We start from the raw sequence: 16,704 nt of genomic DNA on the forward strand, positions 1-16,704 counted from the left end.
GTGGGCGATGCACGACACTTCAGCAAAAAGCCCCGGTCGATGCCGGGGCTTCTCATTTGATCGATCGCAATGGCCGCGGATCAGTAGCGGTAGTGATCCGACTTGTACGGGCCTTCCTGCTTCACGCCGATATAATCGGCCTGGTCCTTGCGCAGCTCGGTCAGCTTGGCGCCGACCTTGGCGAGGTGCAGGCGCGCGACCTTCTCGTCGAGCGTCTTCGGCAGCACGTAGACCTTCTTCTCGTACTTGCCGCCCTTGTTGTTGGCGAACAGCTCGATCTGCGCCAGCGTCTGGTTGGTGAACGAGGCCGACATCACGAAGGACGGGTGGCCCATCGCGTTGCCAAGGTTCACGAGGCGCCCTTCCGACAGCAGGATGATGCGGTGCTTGTCGGGGAATTCGATCTCGTCGACCTGCGGCTTGATGTTCGTCCACTTCAGGTTCTTCAGGGTCGCAACCTGGATCTCGTTGTCGAAGTGACCGATGTTGCAGACGATGGCGCGATCCTTCATCGCGCGCATGTGCTCGATGGTGATGATATCCTTGTTGCCGGTGGCGGTGACGAAGATGTCGGCGCGCGGCGCGGCATCTTCCATCGTCACGACCTCATAGCCCTCCATCATCGCCTGCAGCGCGCAGATCGGATCGACCTCGGAGACCATGACGCGGCAGCCGGCCTGGCGCAGCGACGCCGCCGAGCCCTTGCCGACGTCGCCGAAGCCGGCGACCATTGCGAGCTTGCCCGACATCATCACGTCGGTGCCGCGGCGGATGCCGTCGACCAGCGACTCGCGGCAGCCATAAAGGTTGTCGAACTTCGACTTGGTGACGCTGTCGTTGACGTTAATCGCCGGGAACAGCAGCGTACCCTTGTTGGCCATCTCGTAGAGACGATGCACGCCGGTGGTGGTCTCTTCCGAAACGCCCTTGATGTTCTTGGCGATCTCGGCGAAGTAGCCCTTCGGCTTCTCCTTCAGCAGGCGCTTGACCAGCGCGTAGAAGATCTCCTCTTCCTCGGAGGTCGGCTTGTCGAGGAAGGCGGTGTCGCCCTGCTCGGCCCTGTAGCCGGCGTGCACCAGCATGGTGGCGTCGCCGCCGTCATCGAGGATCATGTTCGGCGTGCCGCCGCCATGCCAGTCGAACAGTTTTGCGGTGTAGTCCCAGTATTCGGTCAGCGTCTCGCCCTTGATCGCGAACACCGGAATGCCGGCTGCGGCGATCGCGGCAGCTGCGTGGTCCTGGGTCGAATAGATGTTGCAGGAGACCCAGCGGATGTCGGCGCCGAGCGCGGCCAGCGTCTCGATCAGGACCGCGGTCTGGATCGTCATATGCAGCGAGCCCGCAATGCGCGCGCCCTTCAGCGGCTGCTTGGGGCCGTACTCCTCGCGGGTCGCCATCAGGCCGGGCATCTCGCTCTCGGCGAGCGAGATCTCCTTGCGGCCGAAATCGGCGAGCGAAATGTCCTTGACGATGTAGTCGGTGAAACCGGGCTTAATCGGGGCGTTCATGGGAGCTTCCTGTTGTTGAGCTCGTCATTCCGGTGCGCCGCACAGCGGCGAACTCGGAATCTCGAATTGACGGATAAGGATTCCGGGTTCGCTCGCTTGCGCGAGCGCCCCGGAATGACACGAGACTTAGAGCGCGCGCTTGAGCGGCTCGACGAGATCGGTCTTCTCCCAGGAGAAGCCGCCCTCATTGTCGGGCGTGCGGCCGAAATGGCCGTAGGCCGAGGTACGCGCGTAGATCGGACGATTAAGGTCGAGATGGGTGCGGATGCCGCGTGGCGTCAGATCCATCGCCTTGGCTGCCGCCGTCTCGAGTTCATCCTCCGACACCTTACCGGTGCCGTGGGTGTCGATGTAGATCGACAGCGGACGCGCCACGCCGATCGCGTAGGCGAGCTGCAGCGTGCAGCGGTCGGCGAGACCGGCCGCGACGATGTTCTTGGCCACATAGCGCGCAGCATAGGCCGCCGAGCGGTCGACCTTGGTCGGATCCTTGCCGGAGAACGCGCCGCCGCCATGCGGAGCCGCGCCGCCATAGGTGTCAACGATGATCTTGCGGCCGGTCAGGCCGGAGTCGCCGTCGGGACCGCCGATGAAGAACTTGCCGGTCGGATTGATATGCCAGATCGTCTTGCCGTTGATCCAGTCCTTCGGCAGCGCCTCGCGAACATAGGGCTCGATGATGTCGCGGATCTGGCTGGACGTGAGGTCCTCGACCAGGTGCTGGTGCGAGACCACGATCTCGCGGACGCCGACAGGCTTGCCGTTTTCGTACTGCACGGTGACCTGGCTCTTGGAATCCGGACCCAGCACCTTCTCGCGGCCGGAGTGGCGCGCTTCGGAGATCAGCCGCAGGATCTTGTGGGCGTAGAAGATCGGCGCCGGCATCAGGTCCGGCGTCTCGTTGGTGGCGTAACCGAACATGATGCCCTGGTCGCCGGCACCCTCTTCTTGCTTCTCGCCAGGCTGCAGCGCGTCGACGCCCTGCGCGATGTCGGCCGACTGTGGATGCAGCAGGATCTCGATATCGCAGGTCTTCCAGTGGAAGCCGTCCTGCTCGTAGCCGATGTCCTTGATTGCACCGCGGACAACGCTCTCGATCTGGTCGTTGGTGACCGAGCGCGGGCCGCGCGTTTCACCGGCGATCACCACCTTGTTGGTGGTCGCAAGCGTCTCGCAGGCCGCACGGATCTGCCACGGGTCGATGCCCGCTTTCGGTCCCTCGCGGTAGAACAGGTCGACGATCTCATCCGAAATGCGATCGCAGACCTTGTCCGGATGGCCCTCGGAAACCGACTCGCTGGTGAACAGATAAGACGCGCGCATCAAGCAAACCCCTTGTTTCGTCGAAGTCCGACGTTGGTTGGTGAATATGTCCCCGGAATGTCAGTCTCGTCGCCGCGAGATGACGTAGGATTCGTCGTAGAACCACAGCCCGTTGTGTTTGCGGAGAACTTCGCGCGTGGCCTCGAGAGCTCGTCCATTTTCGGTCGTTTCGGTCAACCGATCATCTTCGATCTGCGCGACATACACCGCCGCATTCCACGCCGCAAAGGCCGTCGAGGTTCCGATCGAGCCGGTCACCTCATTGGGCAGCGCTTCCATATCATACCGGAAGATCGAACGGTTATCGGCGTAGGCGTTGAAGTTCAGCTCGCGGCCGGCCGATCCCAGCTCGTATTTCACCGCGCGCAGTATCTCATGACGGCTGACCGCGAAAGGATTTTCTCCGGGCCAGACGGCTTGAATGATTTCAAGGCCGGGATCGCCTCCGTGGGAGTGGATTCCTATCAGCCGTCCTCCGCCGCGCAGCGCGCGGGCCAGCGGCGCGATGATCCGCTTGGCGCGGAAATTCACCGAGGATTTGGCCCGGTAGGGCTGCGAGGCGATCACAAGATCGAAATTGGCCTCGGTCCGGCCGGCGCGGGGAATGATGGAATCGAGCAGAAATCGGTGATCGTCCCGGTACAACACCAGCGCCACCGGCCGCTCATAGACCGGCAGCGCGGTGCCGGGGCTGAGATTGGCCCGCCAGTTCTGCTCCAGGAACGGGCCGAGTTCCGCGATCTGGGCCTCGAAATCACCCGAGGAAGCTCCTCGGAGGGGCACCTCGTGCCAGATCATGCTGGCGGCCGCCGCGGAGTTCTTGGGCGTCAGCCAGGGCGCCTCGGCGTAATACATGTTGGTGAATACAAAGACGCTGGCCGGATGCTCGAACAGGCGGTCGGGGACCTTGTCGAGGGTGAGGCGGACGTCCTCCAGGCTCAGTTCCTTACCGGCGACATAGAATGGCATATGAGGGAAGCGGCCATGCATGGCACGCAGGACCCGCGCCAGCACCGTGCCGTCGCCCATGCCGGCGTCGAACACCCGCAACGCTGGCGGCCGCGGGTGGATTGCGGCCAGTTCCAGCGCGACCCGGTCGGCAATCACCCGCTTCTCGCTGCAGGTGTGGACGAACAGCAGGTAGCGCTGGCGGTTCTCGAAAAAGCGGAAATTGCCCCGCGGATCGCGCTTTTCCGGCGGAACAACGAGGCCGCGCGGCGGCGCCACGCCGCCCGGCGTCGAGGTCGCGATGAACGCATTGATGCGGTCGAGGGTATCGATGGTGATGCGCTTGCCCTCGCGCAACCGGTGCACCAGCTTGCCGTCGTTGACGGCACGACGGCCGAACGTCGTCTCCGCCATGTCGGAACGGCGGCAGAAATCCGTGATCTGACTGAGGATTTCGGGGTTCTTCATGGAGCCTGGAGTGGGCAGCAGCGAGTGGGACAAGAGTGGGCAGCGATAGCTTGCGACGGCATCTTATCACCCTTTTCCCACCAGTTGAACCCCCTCTGCCGCCGGGTCACCAAACATTCATGGACCGCCTCGCCGTCGCCGATCACCATGACGGCCCACCACCTCATGGATGACCGATGCGCCGCCTGCTTCTGATCCCCTGCCTGCTTGCTGCCATGCTGTGGTCGGCGTCCTGTTTCGCCCACGCTCGCGCCCAGCTCGGCCCGCTCTGCACGACCGACACGACGCCAGCGGACCAGATGATCGACGCCTGCACCAAGATCATCGCGTTGAAAGCGTTTTCCGGCGAGAAGCTCGCGACCATCTATTTCTGGCGCGCTGTCGGCTGGAACAAGAAGGGCGACTACGCGCAGGTGATCGCTGACGCCACCGAGGCGCTGCGCCTGAAGCCCAGCACCGCAGTCTACAATTTGCGCGGCTCGGCCTACTACGACAAGGGCGAGTACGACATCGCAATCGCCGACTTCAACGACGCACTGCGCATGGGTCCGCCGAGCGGCATCATCTTTCACAACCGCGGCAACGCCTATCGCAGCAAGGGCGACTACGCCAGGGCGATCGCCGACTACGACGCCGCGATCAAGGCCGGTCCGAAGTCGGCCTTCTCCTATCAGAACCGCGGCGCCTCGAAGCGGGCGCTCGGCGATCTCGACGGCGCGCTCGCCGACATCAACGAGGCTGTCAGGATCGACCCGTCGCTGCCGCAGCCCCTGATCAGCCGCGCCGTGATCTGGCGCGCCAAGGGCGACATCGAGCGCGCGATTGCGGACACATCGGAAGCGATCCGGCTCGCGAAGGCGAAGGCGCCCGTCAACATCATGACGCCGCCCGGCAGTGTGCTGATCTCGGCCTATATCCAGCGCGGCCTCGCCTATGAGGCCAAGGGCGATGCTGCGCACGCCAAGGAGGACTACGCCTCGGTGCTCGAGGGCCAGGCCTCCGATGCCGGCAGCAAGGCCAACCAGGCCACCGCCAAGGTGCGGCTCGCGCTACTGAAGGAGGCCGACGCAGCACCGCGCAAGACCGCGGCGGCGCCTGCCGAGAGCAGCCCTGCTTCTGCACCGCCTGCTCCCGCCGCGGCACCGGCCGCGCCCCCAGCACGCGTGCAAGCCGCAGCCACCGCCCGGCGCGTCGCGCTGGTGATCGGCAACGGCGGCTATGCGCATGTGAGGGCGCTGCCCAATCCGCCCAATGACGCCCGCGCCATCGCCAAGAGCCTGCGCGACATCGGCTTCACCGTCTCGGAAGGTCTCGATCTCGATCGCGACGCGATGCAGAGGACGATCCATGATTTCCTGCGCGATGCCGCGCGGTCGCAGATCGCCGTGGTCTACTACGCCGGTCACGGCGTGCAGGTCGATGGTCGCAACTACCTCGTGCCTGTCGATATCGAGTTCAAGGCGAGCGGGCGCATGACCGACGCGATGGTTGATATGGATACAATCATGGCCGGCCTCGACGACCAGATCCGCACAAACATCCTGATCCTCGATGCCTGTCGCAACAATCCGATGGCGCCGCAGCTGGCATCCGCGGGTCCGAGCCGCGGCATCGAAGCCGGCTCCGGCCTTGCCGCACCGGCTTCGCTGGGATCAGGCTCGACGCTTGGCGCCGGCACGCTGATCGCGTTTGCGACCGCGCCGGGCCAGGTCGCGCTCGACGGCGAAGGCGCCAACAGTCCGTTCTCGGCGGCGCTGTCGCGCCATGTCGGCACGCCCGGCCTCGAGGTGCAACAGATGCTGACGCGGGTCCGCGCCGAAGTCGTCGCCGCGACCAAGGGCAAGCAGGTGCCGTGGTCGAACTCCTCGCTGCTCGGCGAAGTCTATCTGGCGGAGAAATGACGGGGCACCTTCACCCATCATTGCGAGGAGCGAAGCGACGAAGCAATCCATCCTGTCCTCGCAGGCAGATGGATTGCTTCGCGGAGCCTGTCATCCGGCGGCGCTTCGCGCCGACCGGTTGGCTCGCAATGACGAAATGACAACCGAGGTTACTTGCCCCAAACCTCGTTCGCGACCTCGACCGCGAGCCGCAGCTTGGCCCACTGCTCCTCCTCGGAGAGGATGTTGCCCTCCTCGGTCGAGGCAAAGCCGCATTGCGGGGACAGTGCGAGCTGCTCGATCGGGGCGAATTTGGATGCCTCTTCGAGCCGACGCTTGATATCGTCCTTCTTCTCGAGCTCGCCGAACTTCGAGGTGATGACGCCGACCACCACGACCTTGTTACCCTTGGGCAGGAAGCGCAGCGGCTCGAAGCCGCCGGCGCGATCGGAATCATATTCGAGGAAATAGCCGTCGTAATTGGTGCCGGCGAGCATGGTCTCGGCGACCGGCTCGTAGCCGCCGGACGATATCCAGGTCGAGCGGAAATTGCCGCGGCAGACATGCGTCGTGATCACCATGTCGGACGGACGATCGGCGATCGCGTAGTTGATGACGCGCGCATAGATATCCTGCAGACCATCGGGATTGTCTCCGCGGTCGCGCGACTTCTGCAGTTCCTCCTGCGAGCACAGATAGGCCCACACCGTGTCGTCGAATTGCAGGTAACGGCAACCGGCGTCGTAGAACGCCTTCACCGCCTTGCGATAGGTCTTGCCGAGATCCTGGAAGAACTCCTCGAGATCGGGATAAACCTCTTTCGAGATCAGCTTGCGGCCGCCACGGAAATGCAGCACCGCCGGCGACGGGATCGTCATCTTCGGCGTGACATGCGCCTGGTCGGCGTATTTCTTCAGGAACCTGAAGTGATCGAGCATCGGGTGATGATCGGAGAAGTCGAGCTTGCCGGTCACCCTGATGGCGTCGTGCCGGGTCTGCACGCCCGCGAACTGGATACCCATGTCGGGGTGGAACAGCTCGCAACCGGTCAGATAGCTGAGGAAATCGAAGTGCCACCAGGAGCGGCGGAACTCGCCGTCGGTCGCAAGCTTCAGGCCGACCGAGGCCTGCTTGTGCACGACCTTCTCGATTTCCATGTCCTCGACCTTGCGCAGTTCGTCGGCCGAGATCTCGCCCCTCTCCAGTTTGGCGCGGGCTTCCTTGATCCTTGGCGGACGCAACAGACTGCCGACCTCGTCGGCGCGGAACGGAGGCTTGGTTCGCTGCATGGTCAACTCCCGGACGTTTCTAATGTGCCTTGACCCCGGAGACGCCGAGGTGGCGCTCGAGGACGGAGGGATCTGCTTTCAGCGCGCTGCTTGCGGCATCGTGCACGATGGTGCCGCGTTCCAATATCACAACACGGTCGGCGAGCCCCAGAATCTTTTGCGCGTTCTGCTCCACGATGATCGAGCAGATGCCGCCGGAACGCGTGATGGTTCCAATCGCCTTTAGCAACTCCTCAACGATGATCGGCGCGAGGCCTTCGGTTGGCTCGTCGAGCAGCAGTACCTTCGGGTTCAAGGTCAGCGCGCGGCCGATCGCCAGCATCTGCTGCTCGCCGCCGGACAGCTGGTTGCCGAAATTGCCGCGCCGCTCCTTCAGCCGCGGAAACATCGCGTACACGCGCTCGACCGTCCACGGCCCGGGCTGCGCCACCGCGGTCATGTTCTCTTCCACCGTCAGTGAGCGGAAGATGTTGCGCTCCTGCGGCACCCAGCCGATCCCGGCGCGAGCGCGCTGATCCGGTCGCATCGCAGTGATGTCGCGGCCTGCGAGTGCGACGCTGCCGCCGAAGCGTCTGACAATGCCGACGATCGAGTTGATCAGCGTGGTCTTGCCGGTGCCGTTGCGGCCGAGCAGCGCGAGCACCTGGCCCTCGGCAAGCGCCAGCGACATATCGGGCAAGACCACCGCCTCGCCGTACCCGGCACGCAGACCGTGGATGGAGAGGAGGTCAGGCATCGGCAGCCTCGCCGAGATAGACCGCCCTCACCTGCGGATCGCGCGCGACCTCGTCAGGTGCGCCCTCGGTGAGCAGGGCGCCATTGACCAGCACCGAGATGCGGTCGGCGAAGGAGAACACGAGGTGCATGTCGTGCTCGATCAGGAGCACGGTGACATCGCGCGGCAGCGCCGCGACCGCCGCCAGGATATCGTGGCGCTCGATTTCGGGGACGCCGGCCGCGGGCTCGTCGAGCAGCAGCACGCGAGGTTTGGCCGCGATCGCGACCGCGATCTCAAGCAGGCGCTGCTTGCCGTAGGGCAATGTCGAGGTGAGCTCGGTCATGACGTCAAGCAGATGGAATCGCGACAGGATCTCGGCGATCTCGGCGTTGACGTCGCTTCGCGTCCCCATCCGCCGCCACCAGTCGCCGCCGCGGCCCATCCGTTCGGAGACCGCAAGGCCGATGGTTTCGAGCGGGGTCAGGTCTGCATAGAGCTGGTTGATCTGGAACGTGCGCGACAGCCCGCGCAGCACCCGCTTGTGCACAGGGAGCTCGGTGATGTCGCTGCCTTCGAGCAGGATGCGCCCGCTGTTCGGCGTCAGCACACCAGTGAGCTGGTTGATGACGGTGGTCTTGCCGGCGCCGTTCGGTCCGATCAGTGCGTGGCGGGCGCCCCGCATCACTTTCAACGAAAGATCGCGGGTGACGCGAAGGCCGCCGAAAGATTTTTCGAGGCCGCTTGTTTCGAGCGCGATCGTCATGACGCGTCGCCCTCGGGCACGGCAACGGCTGCTTTACGGCCGGCGAACTGGCGGATGATCAGGTTCGGTACGAACAACACCCAGCGATGGATCCGCGCGCGGCCGACCATCACGATCACGACCAGCACAAGACCGATCCAGAACAGCCAGTATTGCGGTGTGATGCTCTGAAACAGCTCCTGCAGCATCCTGAACACGACGGCGCCGATCAGGCCGCCATAGAGATAGCCGGTGCCGCCGATCACGAGCACCAGCATCAGATCGGCGGAGCGCTCGAAGGCGAACACGTCGAGCGAGGCGAGCGCCGTGGTCTGGGTGAACAGCGCGCCGGCGATCCCGGCATAGAGGGCGGCAAGCGTATAGACCGCGATCATTCGGCGATTCACCGGCACGCCGATTGCGGCCGCGCGCAACGGATTGTTCCTGATGGCGCGCAGAGACAGGCCGAACGGCGAATGCACCACACGTCGCGCAAGCAGGAACAGGATGAACAGCACGATCAGCGAGTAGAAGAACCCGGTCTTGCCGAACATGTCGAAGGCAAACAGCCCGAGGATCGGCTGCATCTCGATGCCCTGCAGGCCGTCCGTACCGCCGGTAATGTTCGAGAAACGTTCGGCGAGCGCTTCCAGCAGCAGCGCGATGCCGAGCGTCACCATCAGCCGCGTCAGGTCGACGCCGCGGATGACCAGGAAGCTGGTGAGGAAGCCGAGCGCCGCCGCAACGAGACCGGCGGCGACCAACGCGATGACGGGCTCATTGGCGATGCCATGCAGTGCCAGCAAGCCGGCCGAATAGGCGCCGACACCGAAGAATGCCGCGTGGCCGAGCGAGACGATGCCGGCGTAGCCGAGGATCAGGTCGAGCGACAGCGCGAACAAGCCAAGCCGTACGATGTCGGTCATGATCAGATAACGCGACGGGAACAGGAAGGCGCAGGCGAGCGCCAGGACCCAGAACGCGACCTCGCTGATCCGCCAGCGCGCGCTGGCGATCGCGTGAGTGGAGACGTCGGACAGCGCGGTCATGGCGGGCTCACCGCGCCGCCGTGCGGCCGAACAGGCCGTTGGGGCGCCAGAGCAGGATCACGATCATCACCGTGTAGATCACAAAGGGTCCCACCTTGGGCATGTAATATTTGCCGGCGACGTCGGCGACGCCAAGCAGCAGCGATGCGAGGAACGGCCCGGTGATCGACGACGAGCCGCCGACGGTCACTACGATCAGGAAGTAGATCATGAACTTCAGCGGGAAATACGGATCGAGTCCGAGGATTTCTGCGCTCAGCGCGCCGCCGAGACCGGCCAGGCCACAGCCAAAGGCAAAGGTGAAGGCGAACACCTGCGGCACGTTGATGCCGAGCCCGATCGCGGCGCGCGGATCGTCGACCGCGGCCCGCAGGCGGCTGCCGAACCGGGTCTTCGCCAGGACGAGTTGCAGCGCCAGCGTGAGCAGGCCGCAGATCACGACGATCATCAGCCGGTAACGCCCAATGCCGACGCCGAACAGATCGATCTGGCCCTCCAGCGCCGCCGGTAATTTGATGAACACCCGCGACGATCCCATGATGTAATCGACCGCCGCGACCGACATGAAGACGAGCCCGATCGAGAACAGCACCTGATCGAGATGGCTGCGGCTATAGAGATGGCGGTACAGCGTGCGCTCCAGCGCGACGCCGATCGCAGCACTCCCGACAAAGGCGAGCGGCAGCGCGGCGAAGAACGGCCAGCCGGAATTATTGACCAGCACGGCGCAGACATAGCCGCCGGCCATCGCGAACGCGCCATGCGCGAGATTGACGAAGTTCATCAGCCCGAGCGTCACCGCAAGCCCGCAGGCGAGCACGAACAGCAGCATGCCGTAGGCAACGCCGTCGAACAGGTTAGTGAGGATAGAGGCCATCGGGTCAGCTCAGCCGAAAGAACACCACCACGTCGCGCAAGTCGGATAGATCGTCATGGCCGGGCCTGTCCCAGCCATCCACATCTTGCTCGCACGCCGGCGGGAAGACGTGGATGGAGCGGAGCTTTCGCGCGTCACTTCTTGGTCTTGCCGGAATCCTTGACAGCCTCGAAGGTCGCGAACTCGACATTGTAAAGTTCGCCGTCGACCTTCTCGACCTTGCGGATATAGATGTTTTGCACGATGTCGCGGGTTTCCGGATCGATCGAGATCGGGCCGCGCGGGCTCTCCCACTTCATGCCCTTCATCGCCTCGATCAGCTTGTCGCCGTCGGTCGCGCCGCCCGTCTTCTTCAGCGCCTCGTAGATCAGGTGGATGCCGTCATAGCCGCTGACAGCCATAAAGCCCGGGCGGTTGCCGAACGCCTTCTTGTAGGCGGCGACGAAATCCTTGTTCATCTGCGAGGGATGCGCCGCTGAATAGAGATGCGCCGTCACCGCGCCGAGCGCGGCATCGCCCATATTGTTGAGCAGGTCGTCGTCCATCACGTCGCCGGGTCCGATCACCTTGATGCCGCTCTTGTCGAGCCCGCGCTCGGCATATTGCTTCATGAAGTTGCCGCCCTGCCCCGCCGGCACGAACACGAACGTCGCGTCGGGCTTGGAATCCTTCATGCGTTGCAGGAACGGCGCGAAGTCGGGATTGGCGAGCGGGACCTTGACCTCTTCGACGATCTCGCCGCCGCCGGCGGTGAAGTGCTGCTTGAAGAAGGTGAGCGCGTCGTTGCCCGGCGCGTAGTCGGAGGTCAGCGTCGCGACCTTCTTGATGCCGTTCTTGACTGCCCAGTCGCCGATGATGGTCGAGGACTGCGCCAAAGTGAAACTGGTGCGCACGATATAGGGCGAGCGCTCCGTGATGATCGAGGTGCCGGCCGCCATCACGACTTCCGGGATCTTGGCCTGCGTCGCCAGCGGCGCTGCGGCAAGTGCCGCGGGCGTCACGCCGAAGCCGGCGATGAAGTTGACCTTGTCGTTGACGATCAGCTCCTGCGCGAGCCGCTTGGTGTTGTCGGGCACCGCGGCGTCGTCCTTCAGGATGATCTCGATCTTCTTGCCGGCGACGGTATCGCCCTTCTGCTGCATATAGAGCTTGATGGCATTATCGATCTGCTTGCCGGTCGACGCCTGGCCGCCGGTCATCGGCAAGATCAGGCCAATCTTGACGGCGTCTTCCGCCCGCGCCGCAACGCTGGCGCACAATCCCGGAAGCACGGCCGAAGCGGCGCCCCACAGCAGCATTTTGCGACGATTGAACATCGACATCCCTCCCCCTTCCGATCTTATGCGTCGAGCCGAGTCCCCGGCTCTTGCCTTACCTTAACCCAAGCATGTCACGGCCAGGCCGCAACGCGACAAGGCGTCTCCCCATGCCCTCTGTCAATCGGACGATGGACGTGTGTCGCGCGCGACGCGATCGGGCGGGCTGCGGAAGCCAGTATCAGGATACCAAAATCGCTCCACGAAACTCAATGCCCCCGCAAGAACCGTCACGCACTCCCACGCCCTCGCGGACCCGATTCATTTGTACGATCGTACAAACAAAGCTACGATGTCAACAAACAAGCACAATTGGAGCCGAACGGTCGCGCCCGCGATCATCATCCATAAAGACCAGGGCCGTATCCTGCCTCCATGCCGATCTTCACGCGTCCCATCCTTGTCCTGACTGCCCTCGCACTCGCGGCCTGCGCGCTCGGGGGATGCAGCTCCGTGAACCAGAAGCTCTCGGCCGGAATGGCCGACACCATTCCGGCCTGGGCCGGCGGCCTGCCGGCAGACGCGCCGCCGCGGGCGGGCACCCCCGAGTACGACAAGTTCATGCAGGAGCGAGAACGCAAGCGCCTGATGCCTGCGGCCGAGCGTGGTGATGATGCCAAGCCGGCAACGCCGTCGCAGGACGCTGCCCGCTGAGTAGCCGGCAGGACGACAGAGCTTGCAGTGCGTTGCGCCAACCGCAGCAGTGGCGGCTTAGTCCACGAACACCACGGTCTTGCGCCCGTTGAGGATGACGCGATCGGCGAGATGGTAGCGGATCGCCCGCGCCAGCACGCGGCGCTCGATGTCGCGGCCCTTGCGCACGAGATCCTCCGGCGTGTCGCGATGGCTGATGCGCTCGACGTCCTGGTCGATGATCGGCCCCTCGTCGAGATCGCTGGTGACGTAATGCGCTGTGGCGCCGATCAGCTTGACGCCGCGCTCATGCGCCTGGTGGTAGGGCTTGGCGCCCTTGAAGCCCGGCAGGAAGGAATGATGGATGTTGATGCAGCGGCCCGACAACCGCGCCGACATTTCGTCCGACAGGATCTGCATGTAGCGCGCCAGCACCACGAGATCGGTCTGAGTGTCCTGGGCCAGCTTCCAGACGGCGTCTTCCTGCTGCCGCTTGGTCTCCTTCGTCACCGGCAGATGATGGAACGGGATATCGCCGAAATCGAGCGAACCGTAGCTCTCACGCGGATGGTTGGACACGATGGCGGTCGGGATCATCTCGAGCTCGCCGGTGCGCCAGCGATAGAGGATGTCGACCAGACAGTGATCGGACTTCGACACCAATAGCATCACCCGGCGGCGGCTGGCGCGATCGCGCATCTGCCATTCCATCCCGAAACGCTCGGCGATTGCCGTAAAACCGGTCTGCAGCGCCGACAGCCCGACCGCGAGATCGGCCGCGGTGAACACCACGCGCATGAAGAACTTGCCGGTCTCGATATCGTCGAACTGCTGGGCGTCGAGGATGTTCTGGCCGTTATGCGCGAGGAAGGTCGAGACCGCCGAGACGATCCCCGGTCGGTCCGGACAGGACAGGGTCAGAACGAATTGATGGTCGGGCATGCCAATTGACCAAAGCTTGAGCAGATAGGTGGAACGGCCATTTTCGGCCCTCGTCTACACCGCAGGCGGCCTTGCGCCAATCCCGGCGCAGGGGTCAAATCGAACAAATGACGACAATGTTTGTTAGGGACCATCATGGCTGACCGGCTGAACGGCTACCGCATCCTGATCCTCGAGACGCGCGAGGAGGCGCAGTTTTCCCGCCTGCTCGCCGAGCAGGGCGCCGACGTGCTGCAATGTCCTATGTTCACCATCCACGACGCGCCGGACCCGGCGCCGATCGAGGCCTGGATTCACCGCGCCATCGAACGGCCGCTCGACGACCTCGTGCTGATGACCGGCGAAGGCCTGCGCCGGCTGATGAAGGTCGTGCGCCGGATCGGGGTCGAAGCGGAGTTTGTCACAAGCCTCGGCAAAGCGCGCAAGTTCGCCCGGGGTCCCAAGCCCGGCCGCGCGCTGCGCGAGATCGGGATGGAGCCGCAAATGACGACCGAAAAGCCGACGTCGGAAGGCGTCGCGGAGATGCTGTCGAAGCTCGACCTGACCGGCCACCGCCTCGGCCTTCAGCTCTATCCGGACAAGGACCACTCAACGCTGATCGGCGCAATCAAGGCACAGGGCGCCGAGGTCGATACGGTGCTGCCCTATGTCTACGATGCGCAGGCCGCCGATGCCAACATCGTCACCGCGATCGAGGAGATGGCGCGGGGCCGCATCGATGCGATTGCGCTGACCAGCTCGGGCCAGGTTCGCCGCCTGCTCGAGGTGGCGCAGGCGCATCGCTGCGAGGCACAATTGCGCGACGGCTTGCAGCGGACGCCGATCGCCTCGGTCGGGCCGGTGGTGTCGGACGAGCTGAAGGCCTTTGGCCTGCGCACCGACATCTACCCGGCGAACGATGCGTTCTTCATGAAGCCGCTGATCTCGGCGATGGCGACGGCGCTCTCGAAGGCGCCGCCGCGCGCGGCAGCGAAATAGTGGTTCGGCGCTATTCCGCCGCCTGCTTGGTCTCGCTCAGATAGGCCTGGTACGCCAGCTTGATGCCATTCTCGAGCGAGGTCGTGGCGCGCCAGCCGAGCTTCGCCAGCCGGCCGACGTCGAGCAGCTTGCGCGGCGTGCCGTCCGGCCGCGAGGTGTCGAAGCTGATCTCGCCGCGATAGCCGACAATAGCGGCAACCACGCGGGCGAATTCGGCGATGGCGATGTCCTCGCCGGTGCCGATGTTGACCAGCTCCGACGAGGAATAGGTCTTCATCAGGTGGATGCAGGCGTCGGCGAGATCGTCGACATAGAGGAATTCGCGGCGCGGCGTGCCGGTGCCCCACACCATGACGTCGCTTGCCCCGGAGACCTTGGCCTCGTGGAAGCGGCGGATCAGCGCGGCGACGACGTGGCTGTATTCGGGGTGATAGTTGTCGCCGGGACCGTAGAGATTGGTCGGCATCACGCTGATGAAATCGGCGCCATATTGGCTGCGATAAGCCTCGGCCATCTTGATGCCGGCGATCTTGGCGATGGCATAGGGCTCGTTGGTCGGCTCCAGCGGACCGGTCAGCATCGAGTCCTCGCGCAGCGGCTGCGGCGCCAGGCGCGGATAGATGCAGGACGAGCCGAAGAACATCAGCTTCTCGCATCCATTGGCATGGGCCGCCTGGATCACGTTGGTTGAGATCGCCAGATTGTCGTAGAGGAATTCGGCCCGCAGCGTATTGTTGGCGACGATGCCGCCGACCTTGGCGGCGGCCAGGAACACCGCCTGCGGCCGCTTCGCGGCAAACCAGGCGTTGACCGCGGCCTGATCGCGCAGGTCGACCTTGCCGCGCGACACCGTCAGCAGATCGGCCTGCTCGCGCGCCAGCCGGCGCATCAGCGCCGAGCCGACCATGCCGCGATGGCCGGCGACGAAAACCGTCTTGCCCTTCAGTTCAAACGCCGTGCTTGCCATTGGCCGCATCCTGCCTGGCCTCGACGAGATCGCTGGCGACCATCTCCTTCACCAGTTGCGCGAACGGCGTCTTCGGCGCCCAGCCGAGCTTGCCGCGCGCCTTGCTGGCGTCGCCGACCAGAAGATCGACCTCGGTTGGCCGGAAATAGGTCGGATCAATCTGCACCAGGGTTTTGCCGGACGCCTTGTCAACACCGACTTCCTCGACGCCCTTGCCGCGCCATTCGATGCTGCGGCCGACCTCCGCAAACGCCAGCTCGACGAATTCGCGGACCGATCGCGTCTCGCCGGTCGCAAGCACGAAGTCGTCGGGCTCGTCCGCCTGCAGGATTTTGTGCATGCCCTCGACATAGTCGCGGGCATGGCCCCAATCGCGCTTGGCATCGAGATTGCCGAGATAGAACTTGTTCTCGAGGCCGGCCTCGATGCGGGCGACGGCGCGCGTGATTTTGCGCGTCACGAAGGTCTCGCCGCGGATCGGGCTCTCATGGTTGAACAGGATGCCGTTGCTGGCGAACATGCCATAGGCCTCACGGTAGTTCACCGTGATCCAGTAGCCGTACAGCTTGGCGACGCCATAGGGCGAGCGCGGATAGAACGGCGTGGTCTCCCTCTGCGGCACCTCCTGCACGAGCCCGTAAAGCTCCGAGGTCGAGGCCTGGTAGAACCGCGTCTCCTTTTCCATGCCGAGGATGCGGATCGCCTCCAGAAGGCGCAGCACGCCGATGGCATCGGCGTTGGCGGTGTATTCAGGGCTCTCGAAACTGACCTGGACGTGGCTCTGGGCGGCGAGGTTATAGATCTCGGTCGGCCGGATCTGCTGCATCAACCGGATCAGATTGGTCGAATCCGTCATGTCGCCGTAGTGCATCAGGAACGGAACATTGCCGGCATGTGGATCCTGGTAGAGGTGGTCGACGCGCGCGGTGTTGAACGAGGACGAGCGGCGCTTGATCCCGTGCACAGTGTAGCCGAGGCCGAGCAGATATTCGGCGAGATACGCGCCGTCCTGCCCGGTGATGCCGGTGATCAGCGCAACGCGCCGCTTTGAGTCCTGAGCCGCCAT

General features: G+C 64.3%; 15 protein-coding genes. 3 read left to right on the plus strand and 12 right to left on the minus strand.

Features of this window, described 5'->3' with window-relative positions:
- Positions 1–80 precede the first annotated feature (80 nt).
- The 3 genes from ahcY to ABIB78_RS26595 form a co-directional block, all read right to left on the minus strand.
- On the minus strand, positions 81–1,508 hold the full coding sequence (ahcY, locus tag ABIB78_RS26585) for an adenosylhomocysteinase (protein WP_429029580.1): 1,428 nt from the start codon (positions 1,506–1,508) through the stop codon (positions 81–83).
- A gap of 126 nt (positions 1,509–1,634) precedes the next feature.
- Positions 1,635–2,831 (minus strand): methionine adenosyltransferase, encoded by a 1,197-nt coding sequence (gene metK, locus ABIB78_RS26590; protein WP_429029582.1) that lies wholly within the window; start codon positions 2,829–2,831, stop codon positions 1,635–1,637.
- Positions 2,832–2,891: 60 nt separating this feature from the next.
- A complete protein-coding gene (locus ABIB78_RS26595) occupies positions 2,892–4,247 on the minus strand; it encodes a hypothetical protein (protein WP_429029583.1) in 1,356 nt (451 codons plus the stop codon).
- Positions 4,248–4,423: 176 nt separating this feature from the next.
- Between ABIB78_RS26595 and ABIB78_RS26600 the strand changes: the two genes are divergently transcribed.
- The gene (locus tag ABIB78_RS26600; RefSeq protein ID WP_429029585.1) at positions 4,424–6,148 is read left to right on the plus strand and encodes a caspase family protein; all 1,725 of its coding nucleotides are present in this window, start codon (positions 4,424–4,426) and stop codon (positions 6,146–6,148) included.
- Between the two features lie 149 nt (positions 6,149–6,297).
- On the opposite strand, the gene ABIB78_RS26605 is transcribed toward ABIB78_RS26600, so the two are convergent.
- The 6 genes from ABIB78_RS26605 to ABIB78_RS26630 form a co-directional block, all read right to left on the minus strand.
- A complete protein-coding gene (locus ABIB78_RS26605; protein WP_429029587.1) occupies positions 6,298–7,416 on the minus strand; it encodes a cobalamin-independent methionine synthase II family protein in 1,119 nt (372 codons plus the stop codon).
- Between the two features lie 19 nt (positions 7,417–7,435).
- Positions 7,436–8,152 carry an ABC transporter ATP-binding protein gene (locus tag ABIB78_RS26610; RefSeq protein WP_429029590.1) on the minus strand — a complete coding sequence of 239 codons (717 nt, stop codon included), beginning with the start codon at positions 8,150–8,152 and terminating at the stop codon, positions 7,436–7,438.
- Entirely contained in the window at positions 8,145–8,897 is a 753-nt protein-coding gene (locus ABIB78_RS26615; protein ID WP_429029592.1) for an ABC transporter ATP-binding protein, read from the minus strand. Before ABIB78_RS26615 ends, ABIB78_RS26610 begins: the two co-directional genes overlap by 8 nt.
- Complete coding sequence (locus ABIB78_RS26620; RefSeq protein ID WP_429029593.1) at positions 8,894–9,925, minus strand: branched-chain amino acid ABC transporter permease; 1,032 nt, start codon at positions 9,923–9,925, stop codon at positions 8,894–8,896. Before ABIB78_RS26620 ends, ABIB78_RS26615 begins: the two co-directional genes overlap by 4 nt.
- A gap of 7 nt (positions 9,926–9,932) precedes the next feature.
- Positions 9,933–10,802, minus strand: coding sequence for a branched-chain amino acid ABC transporter permease (locus ABIB78_RS26625; protein WP_429029595.1), 870 nt, complete (start codon positions 10,800–10,802; stop codon positions 9,933–9,935).
- 134 nt (positions 10,803–10,936) lie between these two features.
- Complete coding sequence (locus ABIB78_RS26630) at positions 10,937–12,118, minus strand: ABC transporter substrate-binding protein (protein ID WP_429029598.1); 1,182 nt, start codon at positions 12,116–12,118, stop codon at positions 10,937–10,939.
- Between the two features lie 375 nt (positions 12,119–12,493).
- On the opposite strand from ABIB78_RS26630, the gene ABIB78_RS26635 reads away from it, so the two are divergent.
- Positions 12,494–12,772: a hypothetical protein gene (locus ABIB78_RS26635; RefSeq protein WP_429029600.1), complete on the plus strand. Its 279-nt coding sequence runs from the start codon at positions 12,494–12,496 to the stop codon at positions 12,770–12,772.
- A gap of 57 nt (positions 12,773–12,829) precedes the next feature.
- On the opposite strand, the gene purU is transcribed toward ABIB78_RS26635, so the two are convergent.
- A complete protein-coding gene (purU, locus tag ABIB78_RS26640) occupies positions 12,830–13,693 on the minus strand; it encodes a formyltetrahydrofolate deformylase (RefSeq protein ID WP_429029602.1) in 864 nt (287 codons plus the stop codon).
- Between the two features lie 135 nt (positions 13,694–13,828).
- Between purU and ABIB78_RS26645 the strand changes: the two genes are divergently transcribed.
- Positions 13,829–14,671, plus strand: coding sequence for a uroporphyrinogen-III synthase (locus tag ABIB78_RS26645; RefSeq protein ID WP_429029605.1), 843 nt, complete (start codon positions 13,829–13,831; stop codon positions 14,669–14,671).
- Positions 14,672–14,681: 10 nt separating this feature from the next.
- Here ABIB78_RS26645 and fcl read toward each other — a convergent pair whose 3' ends face one another.
- Both fcl and gmd read right to left on the minus strand, forming a co-directional pair.
- Positions 14,682–15,638, minus strand: coding sequence for a GDP-L-fucose synthase (gene fcl / locus ABIB78_RS26650; RefSeq protein ID WP_429029607.1), 957 nt, complete (start codon positions 15,636–15,638; stop codon positions 14,682–14,684).
- Positions 15,619–16,704, minus strand: a complete 1,086-nt coding sequence (gene gmd / locus ABIB78_RS26655) for a GDP-mannose 4,6-dehydratase (RefSeq protein ID WP_429029609.1) — start codon at positions 16,702–16,704, stop codon at positions 15,619–15,621. Before gmd ends, fcl begins: the two co-directional genes overlap by 20 nt.

Source organism: Bradyrhizobium sp. I1.14.4 (genome assembly GCF_050435825.1).
GTDB lineage: Bacteria > Pseudomonadota > Alphaproteobacteria > Rhizobiales > Xanthobacteraceae > Bradyrhizobium.

Bases quoted from the DNA above. Each gene is read 5' to 3' on its own strand.
- metK (WP_429029582.1), bottom strand. From the start codon at position 2,831: ATGCGCGCGTCTTATCTGTTCACCAGCGAGTCGGTTTCCGAGGGCCAT.
- ABIB78_RS26645 (WP_429029605.1), top strand. From the start codon at position 13,829: ATGGCTGACCGGCTGAACGGCTACCGCATCCTGATCCTCGAGACGCGC.
- ABIB78_RS26605 (WP_429029587.1), bottom strand. From the start codon at position 7,416: ATGCAGCGAACCAAGCCTCCGTTCCGCGCCGACGAGGTCGGCAGTCTG.
- ABIB78_RS26620 (WP_429029593.1), bottom strand. From the start codon at position 9,925: ATGACCGCGCTGTCCGACGTCTCCACTCACGCGATCGCCAGCGCGCGC.
- ABIB78_RS26625 (WP_429029595.1), bottom strand. From the start codon at position 10,802: ATGGCCTCTATCCTCACTAACCTGTTCGACGGCGTTGCCTACGGCATG.
- fcl (WP_429029607.1), bottom strand. From the start codon at position 15,638: ATGGCAAGCACGGCGTTTGAACTGAAGGGCAAGACGGTTTTCGTCGCC.
- ABIB78_RS26615 (WP_429029592.1), bottom strand. From the start codon at position 8,897: ATGACGATCGCGCTCGAAACAAGCGGCCTCGAAAAATCTTTCGGCGGC.
- ABIB78_RS26600 (WP_429029585.1), top strand. From the start codon at position 4,424: ATGCGCCGCCTGCTTCTGATCCCCTGCCTGCTTGCTGCCATGCTGTGG.
- ahcY (WP_429029580.1), bottom strand. From the start codon at position 1,508: ATGAACGCCCCGATTAAGCCCGGTTTCACCGACTACATCGTCAAGGAC.
- gmd (WP_429029609.1), bottom strand. From the start codon at position 16,704: ATGGCGGCTCAGGACTCAAAGCGGCGCGTTGCGCTGATCACCGGCATC.
- ABIB78_RS26635 (WP_429029600.1), top strand. From the start codon at position 12,494: ATGCCGATCTTCACGCGTCCCATCCTTGTCCTGACTGCCCTCGCACTC.
- ABIB78_RS26630 (WP_429029598.1), bottom strand. From the start codon at position 12,118: ATGTTCAATCGTCGCAAAATGCTGCTGTGGGGCGCCGCTTCGGCCGTG.
- ABIB78_RS26595 (WP_429029583.1), bottom strand. From the start codon at position 4,247: ATGAAGAACCCCGAAATCCTCAGTCAGATCACGGATTTCTGCCGCCGT.
- ABIB78_RS26610 (WP_429029590.1), bottom strand. From the start codon at position 8,152: ATGCCTGACCTCCTCTCCATCCACGGTCTGCGTGCCGGGTACGGCGAG.
- purU (WP_429029602.1), bottom strand. From the start codon at position 13,693: ATGCCCGACCATCAATTCGTTCTGACCCTGTCCTGTCCGGACCGACCG.